This is a genomic window from Ruegeria faecimaris, from assembly GCF_900182615.1.
GTDB lineage: Bacteria > Pseudomonadota > Alphaproteobacteria > Rhodobacterales > Rhodobacteraceae > Ruegeria > Ruegeria faecimaris.
In genome coordinates this window covers 269,716-291,196 of record NZ_FXTE01000002.1, presented here as the reverse complement: position 1 = coordinate 291,196, position 21,481 = coordinate 269,716, and the positions used below count along the sequence as shown (strand labels likewise).

The following is a 21,481-nucleotide window of genomic DNA, read 5'->3' as shown; positions in this document are numbered from 1 at the left end:
ATCAACCTCCCTCGAAAGACCAACCTGACCTCAGTTCACCGGCTCAGTTGTTGCACTGGTGTTCCCAAAGACCTGAATTTCCTGAACGTCGGTTGCCCCACGGCGAACTTTCACAATCGGCCTGGGCGTGCCCTCTTCTAGCGGTGATTTTTCAAGGAGGATGTCGCTGAGGCGAACCGCTTCCAGCGGCTTATCCTCTTCTGTTTGCAGAGACCGCAGAGACAGGCTGAGCTGCCCAGCCTTCTGCGCCAGAGCCAACTTCTGACCTTCATCCGGGGTGACCTCGATCGTAACCGTGCGGGCAATGCCGGGTTGGTCAAGCTCTTCATCCGCGGTTTGGTCCACGCCGATGACCCGGATATTCTGCAGGATCGTCACTGCACGCAGTGTATCATTGGTGCCGCGGGTCAGAACAATGTCGACAAAGTCGCCAGGCGTAACAAATCCGCCTACCCCTGTCTGCGCGTCGACATTGATCGCCATCGCGCGGTTATTCTCGCCAATCGTCTGAACGATTGTCACTTTTTCACCAAAATCGGAAACTTTCGAGGTCAAAAGAATTTCACCCTGCGCCAAAGCGCGCTTGGCCCGGCGAGGTTCTATGCCGGCGGCAGGCAGGACATCATCAAAACTTGTAAAAACACCTGCAGGCACAGATGCAGTAGGCCAATCAATGGTCGTCAGCTTGTGCCCTTCGATCGGCGTTCCGAACGCGATATCTTCGGCCACGGCCACAACACGAACTATGGTTGGTTCACCCGCTGACTGATTCCGTCGGATCTGATCCTGTGCCAGAATGACTGCGCCACCCGCCAAACCTATTCCCAGGAAAGTCATCAAAAATGATTTAATACGCATGGTATCCTCCAATTCCCGGGAAAACTCAGGATAATTACTTAATTGGGCCTGAATGGCCAAACAGACCGCTTATGCAAATCAAAGGTGGTCTGGTAGGAAACTGACGCCCCACGCTTGCGAATGGGAAGTCAGGTTTTTTTCACTTAGGAAATTGGCGCGCAGCTTAAGGCGTTGTCCGCTTGGCTGACGAGTTTGCATCACTAAAGTTGCTGCTGGTCGTGCCAGCCAAATTGGTCAGAATTGTCCCGCCGACGACAATCGCAACAAACAGCGCGATGCCATATTCAACAAGGGTTGCGCCGCGCTCGTCTTTGCGTAGCTTCAGAAATACTTTGCGAATTCCATTCAACATTACTTGAACTCCAGACTGTTTTACCAAAGTGCGAAATCCCGCACTGACACGAGGAACACACCCCCGTTAACTAAATCGTTACCGATGAGGCGGTGCCGAAACCTCCCCACAAACGAAAAGAAATTCCCGCTTAGGGCGAATTTTCGATCATTTTGGGCTGAAATGTGTCAAATCGCGGACCGATTTACGGTGCGCGGCGGCAGATTTACCTGATCTCCCGTCAGAAAGAATCGATTGGTGAAAAGCTGCTCGGGGTCAAAAAACCGGGCCCCGCGTCAAACGAGCAATCATTTGCAACCGATTGCAGCCACTAGACTAACTGGCTTAGTATCACGACATGAAAATGTCTGTCATCCCACCTTTCTTCTGCAGGTACGAAACATGAGCGTCACCCTAAAAGACGTCGCAGCTCTGGCCGGGGTGTCGCGCTCTGCCGTGTCGCGCACCTTTACCGAGGGTGCCTCGGTTTCGGCAAAAACCCGAAGCAAGGTGGAAAAGGCCGCGGCGGAACTGGGTTACAGCCCAAACGCCCTGGCCTCGTCCCTGACCACGGGGCGGACAAAACTGATTGGGTTGATCTCGAACAACTTTCACAACCCGATTTTCCTTGAAGTCTTCGATCAATTCACGCGCGCCTTGCAGGAACGCGGTCTGCGCCCGTTGATCGTGAACCTGACCGATGAGACCGAGCCTGCCAATTCCGTTCGGATGCTGCGCCAGTATTCTGTTGACGCTGCCATCGTGGCCTCTTCGACCCTGCCGCCAAGTTTCGCCAAGGCCTTTCACGACGCTGGCGTCCCGGTTGTGCATACGTTCGGGCGCTCGGCGACCTCACCAGAGGTACATGTCGTCGGGATCGACAATGTCGAATGTGGTCGCATGGCAGCCCGCGAGCTGCAGGCGCGGGGTTATCGGCGCGTTGGATATTTGGGCGGGCCAAAAGATGCGACCTCGGCCATGGATCGATATCAGGGCTTTATGGAAGAGGCGGAAAAGCACTCCGATCTTGAGGTGACATACTCTTTCGCCGGGGCCTATTCATTTGAGGCGGGGCGCGCGGAAATGCTGGATCTGCTAAAGGGTCAACCAGCCGAAAGCTATTTCTGCGGCGATGACATTCTGTCCGTCGGTGCGCTGTCCGCCCTGTCGGATCACGGGCTGAAACCGGGCAAGGATATCGGGATTATCGGCCTGAATGACATGGAGATGTCGCGTTGGGAAAGCGTAAATCTGACAACCATCCACCAACCGATCAAGCAAATCATCACCTCGTCTGTGGATCTGGTGGAAGAGATGCTGAAAGACCCCGAGCGTTATCCCGAGGCCCGCATTTTCCCCTGCCGCGTAGTCGAAAGAGGCACGCTGCGCCCCCGCGCCTAGTCAGCGGAACATAGGGGGGCGCGCATCCTTCCAGGCTCCGTCTTCATTGCCCGACGCAACGGCAGCATGGACCGCTGCGATAGACCGCACCCCATCCGCTGCGCCTGGCAACCCGTCGCGGGTTTCGCCACGAATGGCATCGGCCAGATCGCAATAGATGTTAGCCACAGCCAAGGGAAACCCTTCAGGATGTGCGATGGCCACCCGCGACAGGCGCTGGGCGTCCTCGTACAAGCCACCTTCGCCCTTTTCAATGATCTGTGTGCGGCCGCCGACCGGTGTATAGAGCAACTGGTTGGGCTGTTCCGAGGTCCAGCGCAGACCGCCGGTTTCACCAAAGACCTGAATGTCGAACCCATGTTGGCGCCCGATCGCAACGGACGAGGTCCACAAGCGCCCGACGGTGCCACGCTCTGTCCGGAAGTTGACCATGGCATCATCCTCCAGCACGCGGCTTGAGATGGTCGAGGCCATGTCGGCGGACAGCGACGTGACCTCATCATCGCAAATGAAGCTGGCCATATGCAGCGCGTGTATACCGCAATCCGCGAACTGCCCCGAGACACCGGCCATCGCCGGATCATACCGCCAGCGCACGCGTGGATTGTCGGCGTCAGTGGCATCCCCGTGGTGGCCGTGGCTGAAATTCGTCACGACCAGACGCACCTTGCCGATATCCCCGACCCTCACCATTGCACGTGCCTGGCGCACCATCGGATAAGCCGAATAGCAATAATTCACGGCGCATAGCTTGCCCGATGCTTCGGCGATGCGCACGATCTCTTCGCCTTCTTCCACGGTCATCGTCATCGGCTTTTCGCACAGAACGTTAAAACCCGCCTCGAGATAGGCCTTGGCAATTTCAAAATGGGTCGAGTTCGGTGTCGCGATTGTAACCAGATCGATGCGGTCGCTACGGTCTTTTTCACCGGCTAGCATCTCTTGCCAGTCGCCATAGGCGCGATCAGTTGCAACGCCCAGACGCTGTGCATATTCACGTCCCACGCCGGGGCGGTGGTCCAACGCTCCGGCAGCGAACTCAAACAGCCCATCGGCCTGTGCGCCAAGGCGGTGCGCGGGGCCAATCTGGCTGCCTTCACCGCCACCGATCATGCCCCATTTCAGCTTTGTCATGGTCTTAGTCTCTCTTTGGAAATTGGGTGGTGAGCTTTCAGAAATCGCTGATATCTGTCCATTGCCGCCCGTCTGACGATGCCAATGCAGCCGCCAGAACGCGGTTCACCTCGTGCCCATCGCGGAAGGTGGGCCAGGTATTCTGTCCGGAATGGATGGCCTGCAGGAAATCCTTGGCCTCGATAATGATCTGATCCTGATAACCTGTGCCGTGCCCCGGACCCTGGCAAAAAGGTTCGTAATCCGGATGCGCGGGGCCGGTCAGGATCTTGGTGAACCCGCGCGTGGCCTCGGGGCCTTCGCGGCGATACAGCCACAGAGCGTTCTGATCCTCTTGATCGAACCGGATCGCACCTTTGGTACCCGAGACTTCATAGGCGTAGCCCATCTTGCGACCCGTTGCGACACGGCTGAAATAGAGGTTTCCCATGACCCCGCTTTCAAAACGGCACATCATCTGCGCGTGATCATCATTGGTAACTTCGCCGCCGGGGCGATGTCGGTGCACCGTCTCCACATCGGCCATAACCTGAGTGATCGGCCCGATCAGCGCCAACGCACCATTCACCATATGCGGAGCAAGATCGCCGATGGTTCCATTGGCCATTCCCGTTGTGCGCCAGGTTGCCGGGGCCTCGGGGTCGGCATAGAAATCCTCGGTATGTTCGCCACGGAACCATGTGACCTGACCGATTTCCCCTTCAACAATAAGCTGACGCGCATATTGGCTGGCGGGGGTGCGGATATAGTTGAACCCAACCATGTTGATTGCACCTGTGGCCTCGGCTGCCGCCACCATCGCGCGGCTGTCGTCCAAGGACGCCCCCAAGGGTTTTTCGCACAGCACCGGTTTACCAAGGGCAAACGCCGCCTCAGCGATTTGACGGTGTGTCGACTGAGGTGAGGCGATCACAATGGCCTCGACCTTTGGATCCTCGACCAACATGCGCCAGTCATCGGCGGCGCGCTGGAACCCGTAGGCGGCGCGATAGACTTCCGCGCTTGCAGATGTCGAGGCACAGATCACCTCAAGTCGCGGCCGCAGCGCGGTGTCGAACACCGCACCTACCGCTGACATCGCGACGGAGTGGGCCTTGCCCATATAGCCGCCGCCAACAATTCCAATTCCAATTTCAGGCATCTGCCGCGGCCTCGCACATATCATTTGCAACCGGTTGCAAAATCAGTATCGTGTGAATCGATTCAACGCAAGGATCAACACACCTTGCCGACCCTTTTCGCCGGAGGAAATGACTTGACCGCTTTGATGGACGGTATCAAAGGAAACCGCTTTGGCGTCTTGGGTCGTGCGGGCATGGACCTGTTTGCCGATCCCATCGGCGAGAAAAGTGAGGATGCCGACGCGTTCCGGGCCGATCTGGGCGGTTCATCGGCAAATATATGCGTGGGTCTGGTCAAGCTGGGCAGTCGAGCGTCGCTGATCACCTCGGTATCTGACGACGCGGTCGCGCGGTTCTGCCTGAATCGGCTGGCGCATTACGGCGTCGATACGTCCAACATACGGGTTGTAAGGGGCGAATACCGCATGTCGCTGGCAATCTACGAAAGCCGGACAGAAGATTTCCAGAATGTCATCTACCGCAATGGCGCAGTCGATTTCCAAGTCACCGAAGAGGATATGGACCAGGTCGATTTCAACTCCTTCTCGGCTGTGATCTCGGCCGGAACCGTCTTTGCGGCCGAGCCTTCGCGCAGCGCCACATTCCGGGCCATCGACACGGCCCGTAAGGCCGGTGTGCCCGTAATATTTGACATAGACTATCGCCCTTACAGTTGGCCCTCAACCGAAGTCGCGTCCGAGGTCCTGTCCCGCGCCGGTGACGCCAGTGATCTGATCGTAGGCAATGACGAAGAATTCGGTTTCATGGCGGGCGGGATAAACAAAGGGTTTGCCAAGGCGCAGGAACTGGCGGCCAAACCAGGCCGCGTGGTGATCTATAAAATGGGTGAAAAAGGCGCCATCACGCTGATGGACGGGCAGGAATTTCAGACAGGCATCTATCCGGTGACTGCCGTCAAGCCGAATGGCGCAGGTGACAGTTTCATGGCCGGGTTACTGGCCTCGGTTGCAGCGGGGTACTCGCTGAAGGACGCGGTGATGCGCGGTTCGGCCTGCGCCTCGATCGTCGTGTCTCAACCCGGCTGCGCGCCTGCAATGCCGACCACCGAACAGCTGGACACGTTTCTGGCCACCCATCCCGGCCCCACGGCATAGGAGATCCCAATGCATATCGCCCCCTATGAGAACCAGAACAAACCCATCGTGGATGCCGATGACCCAATGGTGCCCCTGAACTATTTCAACATCGTCAAACTGAAACAGGGCGAGGCGTTCGAATATCAAGTGCCGGGGTATGAGACCTGCATCGTCCCGGCCACAGGTACGGTCGATGTGGATGTCGAAGGCGTGCAATTTGCCATGCTGGGCAACCGAGGAGAGGATGTCTGGGATGGAGAGCCAGAGGGCGTTTATGCACCCGTTGGCGCCAAGGTACAGATCGTCTGCGCCTCGGACCACACCGAAGTCTTCATCGCGGGCGCCAGATACGACAAGGTGCTGGACCCGTTCGATGTCCGCCAGCACGATCTGGTGCAATACGGCAGCGACGACACCAAAACCCACCGCAAGATCAAGCACATCCTGGGCCAGAAACAGCATGACAAGGTGGGCCGTCTGCTGGTGAGTGAGCTGTTCACCGTGGGTCAGGGCGGCTGGTCGGGATTTCCCAGCCACAAACACGATACCAACCGCCTGCCGGATGAGACCCGCCATGACGAGACCTATAATTTCCGTTTCAAACCCAACTGGGGCTCTGGCCTGCAGATGCTGCAGCGCGAGGATAACGAACCGGGCGACGCCTATCATATCATGGACGGATCGACCGTCTGTATCGACAAGGGTTATCACCCCTGCTGCGTCCTGCCGGGGTATGAGATGTATTATTTCACGATCCTCGGCGGCCTGACCCAACGCTCGCTAGTCCAGTATTTCCAACCCACCCATGCCTATCAGATCGAAACCATACCGGGCATCAAAGACATGATTGCAAAATTCAAATGACCCTCGCCACACTGAAAGACGTTCTGCAACCTGCCTATGATCAGGGCTATGCCGTCGGTGGTCTGGTGACCCTGGGCTGGGAAGACATGCGCGCCTATGTGGCCGCAGCCGAAGCCGAAAACGCGCCTCTGATCCTGCAGGCCGGTCCCAGTTGTCGCGAGCACACACCCCTGCCCATTCTGGGAAAGATGTTCCGCTATCTGGCCGAAAACGCCTCTGTCCCCGTCGTCGCCCACCTGGACCATGGGTACACGTTCGAGGACTGCAAAATCGCGTTGGACAGCGGCTTTACCTCGCTGATGTTCGACGGGTCGCGCAAGCCACTGCAGCAAAACATCGATGAGACCGCGGCCATTGCCGAAATGGCCCATGCGGCAGGGATTTCATGCGAGGGGGAGATCGGCTTTGTGGGGTATTCCGGTGGCGAAGGCTCAAATGGCACCGACCCCGAGGAAGCCGCGAAGTTTGCACGCGAAAGCGGCGTCGACGCGATGGCGATTTCGGTTGGCAATGTTCACTTGCAGCAAAACAAAGAAGGTGGCCTGGATGAGGCGCGTATCGCCGAAATCGATGCCGTGACCGAAGTGCCTTTGGTCATTCATGGCGGGTCCGGTGTGCCGGTAGAGCAGCGTATGAAGCTGGCGCGCGAGACCTCGATCTGCAAGTTCAACATAGGAACCGAGCTGCGTATGGCATTCGGAAATGCCATGCGTGAAGCCGTCAATCGTGATCCTGAACGGTTTGACCGCGTCACGATCCTGAAGGAAACGCACGACCCGGTTGAGGCTGCTGCCCGCACCGTGATCCGTGCCTTTGGCGCCCCGCCGCAGCGCTAGGTCGTCATGCTACCAGTCGACCGGGAGCGCATCGCCAAGCGGCATCACCTCAGATCGAGCCGCCTTCGACCATGAAGTTCCCTGCGCTGCACATGGCCGCGTCGTCCGAGGCCAGAAACAGGACCATGCGCGCCACATAGACCGGCTCAATCGGGTCCGGCAGACATTGACGATCCACCTGCTTGGCCAGCGCCTCGGGTGTCACCCATAACTCTTTTTGCCTCTCCGTCATGATCCAGCCCGGAACTACCGTGTTCACCCTGATGCGATGGTCGCCCAGCTCGCGCGCCATGGTGCGGGTCAGGCCATGAACGGCAGATTTGGCGGTGGCATAGGCCGGGAACCCCGCCCCGCATTCCCACCAGGAATTCGAGCCTAGGTTGACGATGGCCCCCTTGCCCTTAGCGATCATGCCCGGGGCCACCGACTGGATGGCAAAGAACATATGGCGGATATTGGTTGCCATTCGGTCATCCCAATACTCCGGCGTTACCTCGCGCCAGTCGTGGCGTTCGTCATGGGCAGCGTTGTTGACCAGAACATCCGCCTCGCCCAGCGCGGCGACCAGCCGCTCGAAGGCGGCCTGCAATGCCTCAATGTCGCGCAAATCGCATTGGGCAAAGGCATGCTGCCCATCCAGTTCTGCCAGCAGCGCTTGGCCCGCATCTGCGTTCAGATCAACAAACCCGACCCTGGCCCCCTGGGCGGCGAAGGCGCGAACCGTTTCGGCGCCGATCCCCCCGGCCCCGCCGGTGATAAAAACTGTTTTTCCCGCAAGACCGGGGTAATTCGCAAAATTCGCGCTCATGCGTCACGCTCCATGATCCATTCAACTTCCGGGGCGGCAACAAAGCGCCATTTCCGCAATGGGCCGGCCATGACGTTCAGATAGTACATCTCAAACCCATAGGGCGCACCGCAGGGATGATGCCCGCGCGGGACGATCACGACATCGCCATCAGATACAGCCATAGCCTCGTCCAGATCGCCACCATCGGTATAGACCCGCTGAATGCCGAACCCGTTCGAGGGGTTCAGACGGTGGTAATAGGTCTCTTCCAGGTAGGTTATGCGAGGAAAGTCATCCTCATCATGGCGATGGCTGGGGTAGGAGGACCAGTGGCCATTGGGCGTGAAGACCTCGGTCACCAGCAGGCTGTCAGCGACGTCTTCGGCCTCCATCGCGATATTGTTGATATAGCGGGTATTCACACCCTTCCCGCGTTCGGTCAGTGTGATGCCACCCGGCCCGATCCGTCGCGCCGGGTGGCCACCTGTGCCGGGGGCCGAACACACGGCCACAACACAATCGGTTTCCGCCACGGCCTGCCAATCGGTTCCGTTGGGCAGGTACAGACAATGCGGCGGCGTCTTTTCAAAGACATCCATGCGGTCACCCAGCACACCCCAATCCTGCCCGGCCCCGGTGATATGCGCCTTGCCCTCGACCATGACCAGTATGACCTCATTGTCACCGGTTTCTTCGGTCGCCCTGTCGCCTGCGCGTAGGTGGTAAAGACCGAACCCGACATAGCGCCATCCCGCAGAGGCAGGGGTGATGTCATGCACCTTGCCATAGGGGCCGCGTGGTTTCCTGAGCAGGTTGGCCATGGGGCCTCCTTTCTGGGCGCGCTGGCCCGGTTCGTAACGTCAGGCGGATTGTCGGGTTTTCAACGCCGAAAGTGCCGAGGTCAGTTGCTCTGACGTCCATTCTTCGGCGACCGCACGCCGCAAGATATCCGCCTGGCTTTCCGGAGCATTACCGCCAATCGGGGGATCTGTGTCCAGATTTGTCGGAAACGGATAGCCTTCGGCAGTCGCCGCGATGGCCGCGTCCAGCTCGGACCCAGTCAGCTCGCCGCTTCGCTTCAAGGCCACCAGTGACGGCAGTACGGCCTGCGCCATGGACCGGCGGTCGATGGCCTCCATCGCACGACCAAAAGCGGATGAGATCTGCAACAAGTTCGCCATACGGTCGATATCCGTGCTGCGGTTCTCGCCGGCCGAGTGGAACAGTGCGGGGTTGAAGAACACCGCGTCGCCTTTGTTCAACGGCACCTGAACATAGCTCTTCTCAAAGTGGTCCCTGTGCGCGGGGTCGTGAAAGCCAATATATCCGGCTGGATATAGCTGTGAAAACGGCAACAGTTTGGTGGGCCCGCTTTCCACCGGCATGTCACAATGTGCCACTGCCCCCTGCAAGGTCAGCGCCGCCGTCAGCTGATGTGCATGCACCGGGTACCGGGCAGCGCTTTCAGCGGTCTGAAAGCCCAGATGGTAGTCCCTATGCGCCTGCTGTGCCTTACCGCCGGGGCGGACCTGATTGACCTGAGCCGTGACCTGATAGTTCGGCCCCAGCCATGCCTCGCCGGCGGTGGCAACAGCAGCGTTGCCGAAGTATTTTGAGAAACCTTCCGGATCGCGCAGGCAGTGCTTTTGCAGCGCATTCCAGATCCGGTCATTCGCACCCGAGGCGGCAAAATGATCACCCTCGCCTTCGCCGCTTTGGCGTTCCTCGTCGATGATCTGCCGAAAAACCTCGGTCGCCCGGTCGATCACCGACAGATCCTGATAGGCCCCTTTCAGCGCGATCACCCCGGCGGATTGGTTCAGCACATGGCCCCATTCCGCCATCAAAGCGCGCCGTTGCCCTGTATCTTCCAGCGCGGGACGCAGGGCATTCATGTCATAGACGGGGACGTTCTTTTCGATCATCGCGGCCTGCGGAACCATGTCCGAGGTCAGTTTCCGAGAGGTCAACACCTTGAATTCGTCCAGATCACAGGATTCCCGGTCAAAATACCCGACATATCCAATTCTTTGACTTACCATGATTTTCTCCTTCTTCATGGCCTTGGTGTTGCCCCTTGGGGCGGTTTGTTAGTTGGTGATCTCCAATCTTGCCTGAGCGCAGACATCGACAATGTGGTCGTAACCCATCTTGGAATACTCTTGGGGTGGGGCCTTGGCGGGGTCCTGTTCGGCCTCGACCACGATCCAGCCGCTATAACCCATAGATTTCAACGCATTCGCCACGGCTTGAAAATCAATGCAACCATCGCCAGGCACGGTGAACGCGCCCGCGACGACAGCATCCAGGAAACTGCGGTTATTCTCGCGCACATCCTGGACAACGGCCGGGCGGATGTCCTTGAAATGCACATGGCGCACCCGGTCGCCCCACCGATTGAGCGTCGCCATTACATTGCCCCCACCAAACAGCAAGTGGCCGGTATCAAAGCACAAGCCAACCTCGGGGCCCGACCCTTCCATCAACCAGTTCACATCCTCTTCGCTTTCGATAATCGTGCCCATGTGGTGGTGATAGGCCATCGGCATGCCCTGATCAGCCATCCATTTGGCCAGCTCGGTGATTTTGGCGGCATAGGCCAACACCTCATCCCGGGATAGTTTCACCCGGTCATTAACCGCGACCCCGATCTGCCCCTGCACGGTGTTCGAACATTCGGCATAGACGATGCACGGGCTGTCGAGCGCTACGAATTGTTCGACCTGCGCGCGCACGGCCTCGCGCTCGGTGGCAAAATCGTTAACCAGAGAAGCCCCAGAACACCAACCGCCACACAGGACGATATCATTGGTGTCGAGATAGGCGCGCAGACCTTCGGTATCGCCGGGCATCCGCTGACCGCGTTCGACGCCGGTATAGCCGATCTCGCGCGCCTCTTTCAGGGCCTGTTCCATCGTGTAAGCCGCGGTCAGGTCCGGCAGATCATCGTTCTGCCAGGCAATCGGAGAGATGCCGATCTTCACGCTCATTTCGTGTTTCTTTCCTTGATGGCAACCTCATAGGCTGCGCGCTTTTCATTCACTTCCGGGTGGATGCTGACCTCGGGCACGGCCACTTCCCACCAGGTGCCGCCATATTCGGTCGACGGGTACGGATCGGTGTCTATGACGACCACATAGGGGCCGGTGACCTCGCCACGTTTGGCCAATGCCTGCTCCAGCTCAACGATCGAGCCCACCTTGACCGAGGTCGCTCCCATCGCCGCCGCATGCGCAGCGAAGTCTATGGCCGAGGGCGTTTCGTGCACCGCATGATCCAGCAGATTGTTAAACTCGGCTCCGCCAGTGCCCATTTGCAGACGGTTGATGCAGCCAAAGCCCCTATTGTCGGTGATCACCACGGTGAAAGAGACCCCCATCATCGCCGCCGTCGCCATTTCCGAGTTTGCCATCATATAGGTGCCGTCACCGGTAAAGCAGATCACGTCGCGATCGGGCTGGGCCATCTTGATCCCCATTGCACCGGCGATCTCGTAGCCCATGCAACTGAACCCGTATTCCATGTGATAGGCACCGGGGCGCGGCGCTTTCCACAGTTTGTGCAGCTCACCCGGCATGGTGCCCGCGGCGCACATGACCACAGTGTTATTGTCCGAGGCGCGTTGTACCGCGCCCACCACCTGCATATCCGTAGGCAACGCGTTTCCATCACCGGGCGCGTCGGTCAGTGCATCCACCTTGCCAAACCAATCTGCCTTCAGCGTGTCCGCCACCGGGTCGGCCCGGTAGCCGTGCAAGGCTTCGCCAAGTTCCTCTAACCCGACACGCGCATCGCTTTGCAGCGGCATTGCGCCGTGTTTTTCGGCGTCATAGGCGGCTGTGTTCAGGCAGATCATCTCGCGGTTCGGATTGGAAAACAGCCCCCAGGACCCGGTGGTAAAGTCCTGCAACCGCGTCCCAACAGCAAGCACCAGATCGGCCTCGGCGCAGGTGGCGTTGGCCGGTTCACCACCGGTTACACCAACCGGGCCAAGGTTCAACGGATGATCCCAGGCCAGCGCCGATTTCCCGGCTTGCGTCTCGGTGATCGGGATATTGTGGGATTCCACAAAGCTCTGCAGCACATCCGTCGCTCCGGAGTAATGCACGCCACCTCCGGAAACGATAACGGGACGTTTGGCTGATCTGATCGCAGCCACCGCACGGGCCAACTCCGCCTCATCCGGGCGAATGCGGCGCTGATACCAGACCCTCGGCTCGAAGAAACTCTCGGGATAGTCATAGGCTTCGGCCTGAACATCCTGGCAAAAGGCCAACGTCACAGGCCCGCAATCGGCCGGATCGGTCATGGTGCGAAAGGCACGAGGCAAGGCCGTCAACAGATGTTCAGGCCGCGAGATGCGATCATAGTACCGGCTGACCGGGCGAAAACAGTCATTGGCACTAACCGTACCATCACCAAAGCTTTCGATCTGTTGCAACACAGGGTCAGGCCCGCGGGTGGCAAACACATCTCCGGGGATAATCAGAACCGGCAACCTATTCACATGCGCCAACGCCGCCGCGGTGACCATATTGGTCGCCCCCGGTCCAATGGATGAGGTCACCGCCATCGCCCGCATCCGCCGCGTCTGCTTGGCATAGGCAATCGCGCAATGTGCCATTGTCTGTTCATTTTGCCCGCGATAGGTTGGCAGGCTGTCTTTCGCGCCGTGCAGCGCTTCGCCCAGCCCGGCCACATTGCCATGGCCAAAAATGGCCCAGACACCGGCGATAAAGGGCTCGCCCGCTTCGTTCATCTGCGCGCCCAGATAGCGCACCAAAGCTTGCGCTGCGGTCAGTCGGACTGTGTTGCCCATAGTGATACCTTTCAACACAAGGCCATCTCGGCCATTCCTGCAATTTCGAAATTAGCGGGCCTGTGGCCCAGACGGGGGAACGGTTAAACCGTTCCGCCCAAAGAGCCTTCCAGCTGGGCCATTTCCTGACCTCCGGCCATCAGGTCCTGCAATTCCTCGGGTGTGATCTCTCCACGTGTGGCCGTGCCCAGCGTCTTGCCACGATTGAGCACGGTAAAGCGATCACCCACTGCCAGCGCATGGCGCACGTTATGGCTGATAAACACCACACCCACGCCCTGATTACGCACCTTGTCGATGGTTGCCAAAACATTCGATGTCTGACGTACCCCAAGTGCCGAGGTCGGCTCATCAAGGATCAAAACCTTGGCCCCGAAGTAAACCGCCCGGGCAATAGCAACCGTCTGACGCTCGCCCCCTGACAGGGTTCCAACGGCCTGATCCGGCCCGCGCAGATTGATACCCATCTTGCGCATCTCGGCCATACAGACCTCATTGGCCTGGTCGATATCGAACCGTTTCAGCAATCCCTTGCCCTTGGTCGGTTCGCGACCCATGAAGAAATTCCGCGTCACACTCATCAGCGGGATCATCGCCAGATCCTGAAACACGGTCGCAATGCCCGCCTCCATCGCATCGCGTGGCGTGTCAAATTGCAGCGGTTTGCCTTCGAAAAAGATCTCGCCCTTAGTGGGTTTGTGAACTCCGGACATGGTCTTGATGAAGGTCGACTTTCCGGCACCGTTGTCGCCCAGCAGGCAGTGGCATTCGCCAGGCCTGACGTCAAAGCTGACGCCTGCCAGGGCAATAATGTTACCAAAGTGCTTTTCGATATTCTTCATTTGCACGATCGGCGCGACATCCTTTACCGCATCCCCGTGATGGAACTTGCTGTCTTCAGTCATATCAGCGCTCCCCGGTTACGCGTTTGCGGATGGCGTTGTTGAACAATACCGCGATCAGAAGCATTGCGCCCAGGAACACCTGGAACCAGTCCTGATCGAAATCCGTGTAAGTCAGCCCGATGACCACCATGCCAAAGATGATCGCGCCAAAGAACGCCCCGATGGCCGATCCATAGCCGCCGGTCAGCAGACAGCCCCCGATCACCGCCGCAATGATGGCCTCAAACTCTTTCTGGAAGCCACGGCGCGCATCGGTCGATCCCGCGTCGATCACAGTGATGATTGCAACCAGCGCCGCACAGCAGGCAGTTAGCATGAACAAAGACACTTTGATACGGCTCACCGGCACACCAGAATTCGACGCCGCATTACTGTCGCCACCGGCGGCAAAAATCCAGTTTCCAGCTGGGGTCCGCAGCAAAACATAGGTCGCCGCTAGGGCCAGAACGATAAACCACAAAATCTCGACCGGAATGCCCGGTACTTTCGGCGCCCCGTTTTTGAATGTGTCGATCAATCCGTTTGCAGCCAGCCAGGCAAACAAACCGGCAAAAGCTTCGCCCGAGAAGAACGGGGCCAGCCAGTCGTTTTCGACTACATCGCGCACGCCACGCAGCTGGGTTGACCCGCCAGTGGCTGCTTTGAGACCCACCAATGAGAGTCCGCGCAGAATGAAAAGGAAAGCCAGAGTTACAATAAAAGAAGGTAGGCCCGACCGTATGACGATATTGCCGTTCACCGCCCCAACAAAGGCCGCAAAAACAAATGTCATCGGGATCGCAATGATCAGAGGTAACTGCCAAGTCACCACGCAGACACCAAAGAACAAGCCTGCAAAGGCAACCATCGAACCGATCGACAGGTCAAACTCACCCCCGATCATCAGCAGCGCCGCTCCGATAGCCAGGATACCCAGCTGTGCCGCGGGCGTCATGAAGTTCATAACTCCAGCCAGCGTGAACATGGAATCGTCTGCCGTGAGCGCGAAGAAAATGACCACCAGGACCACACCGGCCATGGCACCAAGCTCTGGACGTTTCATCAGCTTGGTCAGAAACGGTTCTTTCTTTACGCGTTCGTCCGTAGTGACGGGCGCTGACTCACTCATGTTTCCCTCCCAATTCGGTTGAAACGGCGCACCTGGCGCCGTTTCTGTTTTTCACTGTCCCAAACGGATCAGCGGATACCCTGTGCCGACAGGTCGATAACCTGGGCTGCCTTGTCCTGTGTGATCAGGTTCGGACCCGATGGCACGTTGCCACCTGGCATCAGGCCGTATTTGGCATGCAGGCCCATGAAGTTCACTGACAGATAGCCTTGCAGATACTGCTGCTGGTCGATGGCAAATGCCGCATCTCCATCGGCGATGGACTGCAGGAAGTTCGCAGACAGGTCGAACGAGGCCACGTTCACATCACGGCCCGATGCTTTCACAGCCGCTACCGTGGGTTCACCAGCCGAACTTGCACCCAGCGCCATGACTGTGTCGACAGCGTCATTCGCGGCCAGAGCGGCCGAGACCTTCGCTTCGATTTCTGAAGGATCGTTCGAGGTCGGCAGAACTTCTACGCTGCCACCAAAGCCTTCGGCAAAACCGGCGCAACGCAGGTCAAGCGCCACGTTTCCGACTTCGTGGTTCACACAGATCGCATTCGCGCCACCCATCGAAGCCAGCTTTTCGCCTGCGGCCTTGCCCGCATCAAACTCGTCCTGACCGACATGCAGCAATGCGCCCAGCTGTTTGGACACGTCCGAACCCGAGTTGATCGAGATCACTGGAATTCCGGCAGCAACAGCACGTTCGATTGACGGGCCAAGCGCATCGGCATCCGGGATCGAGACAATCAACCCGTCCGGTTCCTGGTTCACGGCGGCGTCGATCAGCTGTGACATCGCAACCATGTCAAAGGTCTCGGGTGCGCGGTATTCCACGTTCACGCCGACATCCTTGCCCGCTTGCTCAACGCCGTTTTTCACGACGTTCCAGAAGGCGTCATTGGCCTGACCATGAGACACAACGACTATCTCCTGCGCGAATGCAGGCGTGGCCATCGCCAGTGCACCAGCTGCCAGTGCGCCTTTAAAGAAATTATTCATATGGTTTCTCCTCCCGTTTGAACAGTGTGTTGGGGTCTTGGCCCCAATCTTCCGATTAAACCGAATCTTCTTCGCCCCGATCCGGGGCGAAGCTGCCCCAAGTTTCCGCATATCCGATCATTTTGCAACCGGTTTCAAAACTTTGGCCAAAACCATCGACTGTCCGGACTGCGCAGAACGGGTTGCGGCCTCGGCCATAGCAAGCGCGGCGACACCGTCGTCCAGAGTTACAGGCACCCCTGATCCAGAATTTACTGACCTAACGAATGCATCCCATTCTGCGCGATAGGCAGACATGTAGCGTTCAAGGAAAAAGTAAGTCGGCTTGGCACCGGTCACGCCATTCGAAGTTGACTTAACCACTGAGTTTTCAAGGATATTTTGCGCCTGAAGCATCCCTTCTGATCCCAGCAGTTCAACCCTCTGATCATACCCATAAGCCGCACGCCGAGAGTTTTTGATCACAGCGATCCGGCCATCTGCATAAGTCATTGTCACGACCGCCGTGTCCACATCACCTGCGGCACCGATTTCGGGGTCAACAACCGATGTGCCCACTGCCGAGATTACTTCCGGCAGGTCACCCATCAGGAAGTTCGCCATGTCGAAATCATGAATCATCATGTCCCGAAACAGCCCTCCTGATACTTTGACATAGCTCACCGGTGGCGGCGCTGGGTCGAAAGATGTAATGGACAACAACTCGGCCTTGCCGACCTCACCAGCCTCAAACGCAGCCTTCAAAGCAGCAAAATTCGGGTCGAATCGACGATTGAAACCGACCATGACAGGTTGGCCGGTGGCTTTTGAAACGGATTGACAGGCAAAAGCCCTCTCAAGGCTCAAATCAACCGGCTTCTCGCACAATACCGCTTTCCCGGCTTGGGTGGCCGCTTCGATCAGGTCGGAATGCGTATCCGTCGGCGTGGCGATCAGCACCGCATTTATCGAAGGATCGGAAATAATCTCTTGTGACTGTCGCGCATTGGCCCCGAATTCCTCAGCCAAACGCGCCGAAGCTTCGGGCAGTGCATCAGACACCGCGCTCAGTTCACTGTAAGGATGCGCTGCAATAGCCTGCGCGTGAACACGCCCAATGCGCCCAGCCCCCAGCAATCCTACTTTTAGCATCCCGCGCCCCCGATTCCCTTTTTTCGACACCACAATGATTCTCTTTGCAACCGGTTGCAAGAATTATTTCACAGTTACGTGAATTCACCCTTGTTTTCGGGTACTCGGCAAGTGTGCCCACTGCAGCTGCGGCCGTCCAATTCACAAATAAACAGTAACTGGCGCCTCTGACTTAGAATGCAAGCGAAAGGCCGCGCGTCACTCTGAAATCACCTTATCTGGGAAACGCACATCGGCACTGTCAACACCTGTCTAGGCCTACCCTGCTATGGCTTGGATTCATTTTGGTTAACATAAAACCACGCAAGTGTTACACTCGGCGCATTATTAGATTCCAAGATTTATTTGCAGTTTGAGGTATTGTTATGGCCACAAGAATCCGCAAAAACGTTTGGACCCTGCCAGCCAACGACGAAACTCTGATCTGGTATGAGCGTGCTGTCGAAGCTCTCTGGGACCGAGATCTGGAAGACCCGACATCGTGGTTTTTCATGGGCGCAGTTCATGGGCAGCCGCAGAATTTTCCGGACATTCCCGGTTCCGGACAATTCTGGAACCAATGCCAGCACCAAAGCTGGTTCTTCCTGCCCTGGCACCGCGGATATATCACCGCATTTGAGGCCGTCGTCGGCAAAGCCGTCGCCGATCTGGGCGGGCCGCAGGATTGGGCGCTGCCTTATTGGGACTATTCCCAACCCCTGTCAGAAAACCCGAATGCGCGCCGCCTTCCTGTGGCGTTCCGTGAGCCGACCAAGTCAGACGGCACGCGCAACTTCCTGTTTTCCCGCCGACGTGTAGTGGTGAATGGAGATTTCGGATTTCCGGACGACGTGGTGTCGCTGGATGCGTTGGATCATGAAGATTTCACCAATGATACGCCCGGATTCTCATCAGGGTTTGGTGGCCCGCAAACCGGGTTTCACCCCGGCGGTGGGGACAATGGCGCATTGGAAAGCACGCCCCATAACGACATACACGTTTGGATTGGGGGCTCTGGCGGTTTTATGGCAAATCCGGCCACTGCAGCCTTTGATCCGATTTTCTGGCTGCACCATTGCAACATTGATCGGCTATGGGAAGTCTGGCGCAACGCCGACCCGAGCCATGTCTCCCCACCCTCGCCACTGTGGCGCACAGGCCAAACATTCTCGATGCATGATGGCGATGGCGCGGCATTCACCTTCAACAGCGAAGAAATGCTGGACAGCACAAGCGTCCTGCACGGGTTTCAATATGACGGCGTTCCACCAGCAGTAGAACCCGCCATTCCAGCAGAGGAGTTCGTCATGGCAGGCAAGGAACCCGAGCTTGCCGGCGCAAGCGAAGCTCCGGTCAAGTTGCGTGGTGCAATGACCACTGCCGGCGTAAAGCTCGACACTTCAGTCGCGTTGATTTCCGGCGCCGAGGCCCCCGGCACCACCCGGCGCGTTCACCTGCATCTTGAGGGGATCAAGGGCCGTGGCATGCCCGGATCTTACCGCGTCATGCTGGATCTTCCGGATGACGCTTTGCCGCCAGCGATTATCGGCACCTTGTCGCCGTTTGGCCTTGAACAGGCAAGCAACCCGGACGGCCCACATGGCGGCAACGGCCTTGCGGTGACTTACGAGATCACAAAGCTGGCCTTTGCACTGGGGCTGAGCCAAGGCGACGCCAACAGGTTGCAAATCCGGTTTCAACGGATGTTTGATGACAGCGAGGCCTTTGGCCAAGTACCAGGGTTGGAACAGATCGCCCCAACAGAACAGCAGCCAGACATTGAGATCGGCCGCATAAACCTTTATTTCGACTGATCGCCCATGGCGTCGGCTACCGGAATAGATCGCCCTCGCCTGTTTGGACGGGCCGATATCGAAATACGCACGACACTTGGCGTGGCCGCGCTTGCATGGCTTTGGCTTGCTTTGGTGCCCGCGCCCTCATTGCATTGGCCGGCGATGGTTCTGGCGATGATGCTTCCAACGCTTGTTCCGCAGATCGCACATGTCCGCGCGCGCAGCTTCGCAGATCGAAGATCACGCGCGGCACTTCTGTTTGTTCTGCCATATCTGTTGGCCTGGCTGGTCGCAGGCGCGCTTGCTGCGTTTCTTCTGGCGCCGGTTCTGCACCAAACCGTGTTTGCACCGTTGGCTTGCCTGTGCGCCGCAGTATGGCAGTTCAGCCCGCAAAAACGCAGCGCATTAAGGAAATGCCACAGCCGTCCGGTCCTGGCCGCCTTTGGTCCAAGTGCCGACCGCGATGTGCTGATCTTTGGGCTGACCTATGCGCGCGATTGCATCACCTCTTGCTTGCCGATGATGCTTGTCATGCTGGGGACCCACGACTTTGCCGTCATGATCTTTTTGACAGTGATCATCCTGTCGGAGCGCGCCGTTCTTCGCCCCGACCCCCGCGCCAGCGCATTCACCCTGTTGCTGACCGCGCTGGCGCTTACGGCGTTGGCCCATGCGCCCCACCATCTTTTGCTTTTGTATAAGGATATTTGCCATGCAGGAATATGACGCCCTAACAAGGTCCGATGTCTCGCTCGACGGCGATCCGCTAGTCATTGAAGTGGTCTCGGATACACCGCAATCGTTGTCGGCTATTCAAGAACGTGTGGGTAGTGCACTTCCTGATGTTGCCACCAGTACCCAAGCGGTCTTCGACGCAGATGCGGATCGATTTTTCTTTGTTGAATTCCCCGAGATCGATCCAAAAGGCCAAGAGCGTGAGGTTTTTGCATTTGGCCGTGCCCTCCGTATGGCGCTGGACTTAGCCGAGGCCAACCCGGTCTTGCCAGACAGCCTGTACGGGGCTGCACATGTGGGTACGGAAAGCTTTCTCAGTTTCTGCGAAACCAAGCGCGACAACTCTCGGCCCTATGGCTGGCACCACAAACGGATCAAGACACCGCTGGCCTGGCAGCACACCCGGGGTCAGGGTAGCAAGGTCGCGGTGATCGACACGGGCTATTCCGACCATAGCGAACTGGCCGGCGTGATCGAAACCAACGGCATGTGGAATTTTGTCGAAGGGAACGGGGATGCGCGTGACCGGTTTTCAGGCGGCGTCCTAAAACATCCTGGTCATGGCACGCTTGTCACCTCGGTCGTCGGATCGCGGGGCGGGGCCGATATGAATGGCGATACCACCTCGCCGGGGGCGATAACCGGTACGGCCCCTGCGGCCAAGGTTCTGCCAATCCGGGCGATCAAATCGGTGATCGACATGACACAGCTGCGTATTCCTGCGGCAATCTCTCATGCGGTCAACCAAAACGCCGATGTCATCGTGATGGCGCTTGGCGGGCCGGTGCGGGTCTCTTCAACCGAACAGGCGCTGCGCAATGCGGTACAGGCCGGGCTGGTCATCGTCTGCGCGGCGGGCAACTGTTATCCGAACGTGGTCTTTCCCGCCGCCTATGCATCACTGGAAATCTGCACAGCGGTCGCTGCACTGCAGCCCGACAGACGCCCCTGGCGCAAAACTGGGCGTGGCCCCGAGGTCAGCTTTTCGGCCTATGGCGAAAACGTTTGGGGCGCGGCCAAGAACAAGGCGACCGACCCAAACTCGGGTATCCGCGCCAGCCAGGGCACCACGCTTGCCACCTCGATGACAGGCGGTGTCGCTGCACTTTGGGTCGCGCATCACGGCGGTCGGGCGGCGCTGTTGCAAAAGGCCCAGAATGCAGGAACAACCGTTCAGGCGATGTGGTTGCACTGTGCCAAACACGGGATGAACAAGCCAGCCGTCTGGAACGGGGCCACCGATCTTGGCGCGGGCATCATCAACGCTCAGGCGGTCCTGGACGCGCCGCTACCCACAGGCGCCGAAAGCCCGGCGGCACCCGATCCGAATGCGACCCCAACATTGAACATTCTGGTCTCGCATCTTGCGGGAACAGACAGCACCGCCGCCGGAGAGGTTACCCCTGACATGGCCGATTACGCCAATGAGATCATCTGGCTCAGCTATCGCCGTGGGGCCCGCAAACGCATCGCCGAAAGCGATGGTGGGGCCGAGGCCATGGTTGGCGAAGACGCCCCGACCTCGGGGCTGGACACCGCATTGTCGGACAAACCGGCCCTCAGCGCCTATTTGGGCATGGGATAAGC

At 58.3% G+C, this 21,481-nt stretch carries 20 protein-coding genes; 7 read left to right on the top strand and 13 right to left on the bottom strand.

The window, feature by feature from the left end; genetic code table 11:
• Positions 1–30 precede the first annotated feature (30 nt).
• Positions 31–858: a Flp pilus assembly protein CpaB gene (cpaB, locus tag FN806_RS07695; RefSeq protein ID WP_142635731.1), complete on the bottom strand. Its 828-nt coding sequence runs from the start codon at positions 856–858 to the stop codon at positions 31–33.
• A 163-nt stretch (positions 859–1,021) separates the two neighbouring features.
• Complete coding sequence (locus tag FN806_RS07690) at positions 1,022–1,210, bottom strand: Flp family type IVb pilin (protein ID WP_142635729.1); 189 nt, start codon at positions 1,208–1,210, stop codon at positions 1,022–1,024.
• Positions 1,211–1,591: 381 nt separating this feature from the next.
• Here FN806_RS07690 and FN806_RS07685 point away from each other — a divergent pair, with 381 nt between their 5' ends.
• Positions 1,592–2,590: a LacI family DNA-binding transcriptional regulator gene (locus FN806_RS07685; protein WP_142635728.1), complete on the top strand. Its 999-nt coding sequence runs from the start codon at positions 1,592–1,594 to the stop codon at positions 2,588–2,590.
• Here FN806_RS07685 and FN806_RS07680 read toward each other — a convergent pair whose 3' ends face one another.
• Together FN806_RS07680 and FN806_RS07675 are read right to left on the bottom strand one after the other, a co-directional pair.
• On the bottom strand, positions 2,591–3,724 hold the full coding sequence (locus tag FN806_RS07680; RefSeq protein WP_142635726.1) for a Gfo/Idh/MocA family protein: 1,134 nt from the start codon (positions 3,722–3,724) through the stop codon (positions 2,591–2,593). It lies immediately after the preceding gene.
• Positions 3,725–3,761: 37 nt separating this feature from the next.
• A complete protein-coding gene (locus tag FN806_RS07675; protein ID WP_142635724.1) occupies positions 3,762–4,865 on the bottom strand; it encodes a Gfo/Idh/MocA family protein in 1,104 nt (367 codons plus the stop codon).
• 126 nt (positions 4,866–4,991) lie between these two features.
• Here FN806_RS07675 and iolC point away from each other — a divergent pair, with 126 nt between their 5' ends.
• The 3 genes from iolC to FN806_RS07660 are packed head-to-tail and all read left to right on the top strand — an operon-like array spanning position 4,992 to position 7,642.
• Positions 4,992–5,960 (top strand): 5-dehydro-2-deoxygluconokinase, encoded by a 969-nt coding sequence (iolC, locus tag FN806_RS07670; protein WP_142635968.1) that lies wholly within the window; start codon positions 4,992–4,994, stop codon positions 5,958–5,960.
• A gap of 9 nt (positions 5,961–5,969) precedes the next feature.
• Positions 5,970–6,806: a 5-deoxy-glucuronate isomerase gene (locus FN806_RS07665; RefSeq protein ID WP_142635722.1), complete on the top strand. Its 837-nt coding sequence runs from the start codon at positions 5,970–5,972 to the stop codon at positions 6,804–6,806.
• Positions 6,803–7,642, top strand: a complete 840-nt coding sequence (locus FN806_RS07660) for a class II fructose-bisphosphate aldolase (protein WP_142635720.1) — start codon at positions 6,803–6,805, stop codon at positions 7,640–7,642. The genes FN806_RS07665 and FN806_RS07660 overlap by 4 nt, the downstream gene beginning before the upstream one ends.
• Before the next feature lie 49 nt (positions 7,643–7,691).
• Here the strand turns inward: FN806_RS07660 and FN806_RS07655 are convergent, their stop codons facing one another.
• The 9 genes from FN806_RS07655 to iolG all read right to left on the bottom strand — a co-directional run bounded on the left by FN806_RS07655 (position 7,692) and on the right by iolG (position 17,384).
• A complete protein-coding gene (locus FN806_RS07655; RefSeq protein WP_142635718.1) occupies positions 7,692–8,450 on the bottom strand; it encodes an SDR family NAD(P)-dependent oxidoreductase in 759 nt (252 codons plus the stop codon).
• Positions 8,447–9,253, bottom strand: a complete 807-nt coding sequence (iolB, locus tag FN806_RS07650) for a 5-deoxy-glucuronate isomerase (protein WP_142635716.1) — start codon at positions 9,251–9,253, stop codon at positions 8,447–8,449. The genes FN806_RS07655 and iolB overlap by 4 nt, the downstream gene beginning before the upstream one ends.
• Before the next feature lie 39 nt (positions 9,254–9,292).
• Entirely contained in the window at positions 9,293–10,474 is a 1,182-nt protein-coding gene (locus tag FN806_RS07645; protein ID WP_142635714.1) for a phytanoyl-CoA dioxygenase family protein, read from the bottom strand.
• A 48-nt stretch (positions 10,475–10,522) separates the two neighbouring features.
• The gene (iolE, locus tag FN806_RS07640) at positions 10,523–11,422 is read right to left on the bottom strand and encodes a myo-inosose-2 dehydratase (protein ID WP_142635712.1); all 900 of its coding nucleotides are present in this window, start codon (positions 11,420–11,422) and stop codon (positions 10,523–10,525) included.
• Complete coding sequence (gene iolD, locus FN806_RS07635) at positions 11,419–13,251, bottom strand: 3D-(3,5/4)-trihydroxycyclohexane-1,2-dione acylhydrolase (decyclizing) (RefSeq protein WP_142635710.1); 1,833 nt, start codon at positions 13,249–13,251, stop codon at positions 11,419–11,421. Before iolD ends, iolE begins: the two co-directional genes overlap by 4 nt.
• An 83-nt stretch (positions 13,252–13,334) precedes the next feature.
• Positions 13,335–14,156, bottom strand: coding sequence for an ATP-binding cassette domain-containing protein (locus FN806_RS07630; protein WP_142635708.1), 822 nt, complete (start codon positions 14,154–14,156; stop codon positions 13,335–13,337).
• Between the two features lies 1 nt (position 14,157).
• Positions 14,158–15,264: an ABC transporter permease gene (locus FN806_RS07625; RefSeq protein WP_142635706.1), complete on the bottom strand. Its 1,107-nt coding sequence runs from the start codon at positions 15,262–15,264 to the stop codon at positions 14,158–14,160.
• 68 nt (positions 15,265–15,332) lie between these two features.
• A complete protein-coding gene (locus tag FN806_RS07620; protein ID WP_142635704.1) occupies positions 15,333–16,253 on the bottom strand; it encodes a sugar ABC transporter substrate-binding protein in 921 nt (306 codons plus the stop codon).
• Positions 16,254–16,370: 117 nt separating this feature from the next.
• Complete coding sequence (gene iolG, locus FN806_RS07615) at positions 16,371–17,384, bottom strand: inositol 2-dehydrogenase (protein ID WP_142635702.1); 1,014 nt, start codon at positions 17,382–17,384, stop codon at positions 16,371–16,373.
• 365 nt (positions 17,385–17,749) lie between these two features.
• Between iolG and FN806_RS07610 the strand changes: the two genes are divergently transcribed.
• Genes FN806_RS07610 through FN806_RS07600 form a run of 3 tightly spaced genes read left to right on the top strand, consistent with a single transcriptional unit; the run spans position 17,750 to position 21,479 of the window.
• Entirely contained in the window at positions 17,750–19,177 is a 1,428-nt protein-coding gene (locus FN806_RS07610) for a tyrosinase family protein (protein WP_142635700.1), read from the top strand.
• Positions 19,178–19,183: 6 nt separating this feature from the next.
• Positions 19,184–19,885, top strand: a complete 702-nt coding sequence (locus FN806_RS07605; protein WP_142635698.1) for a copper chaperone — start codon at positions 19,184–19,186, stop codon at positions 19,883–19,885.
• Positions 19,872–21,479, top strand: coding sequence for a S8 family peptidase (locus FN806_RS07600; RefSeq protein ID WP_185956645.1), 1,608 nt, complete (start codon positions 19,872–19,874; stop codon positions 21,477–21,479). The genes FN806_RS07605 and FN806_RS07600 overlap by 14 nt, the downstream gene beginning before the upstream one ends.
• The last annotated feature ends 2 nt before the right edge of the window (positions 21,480–21,481 follow it).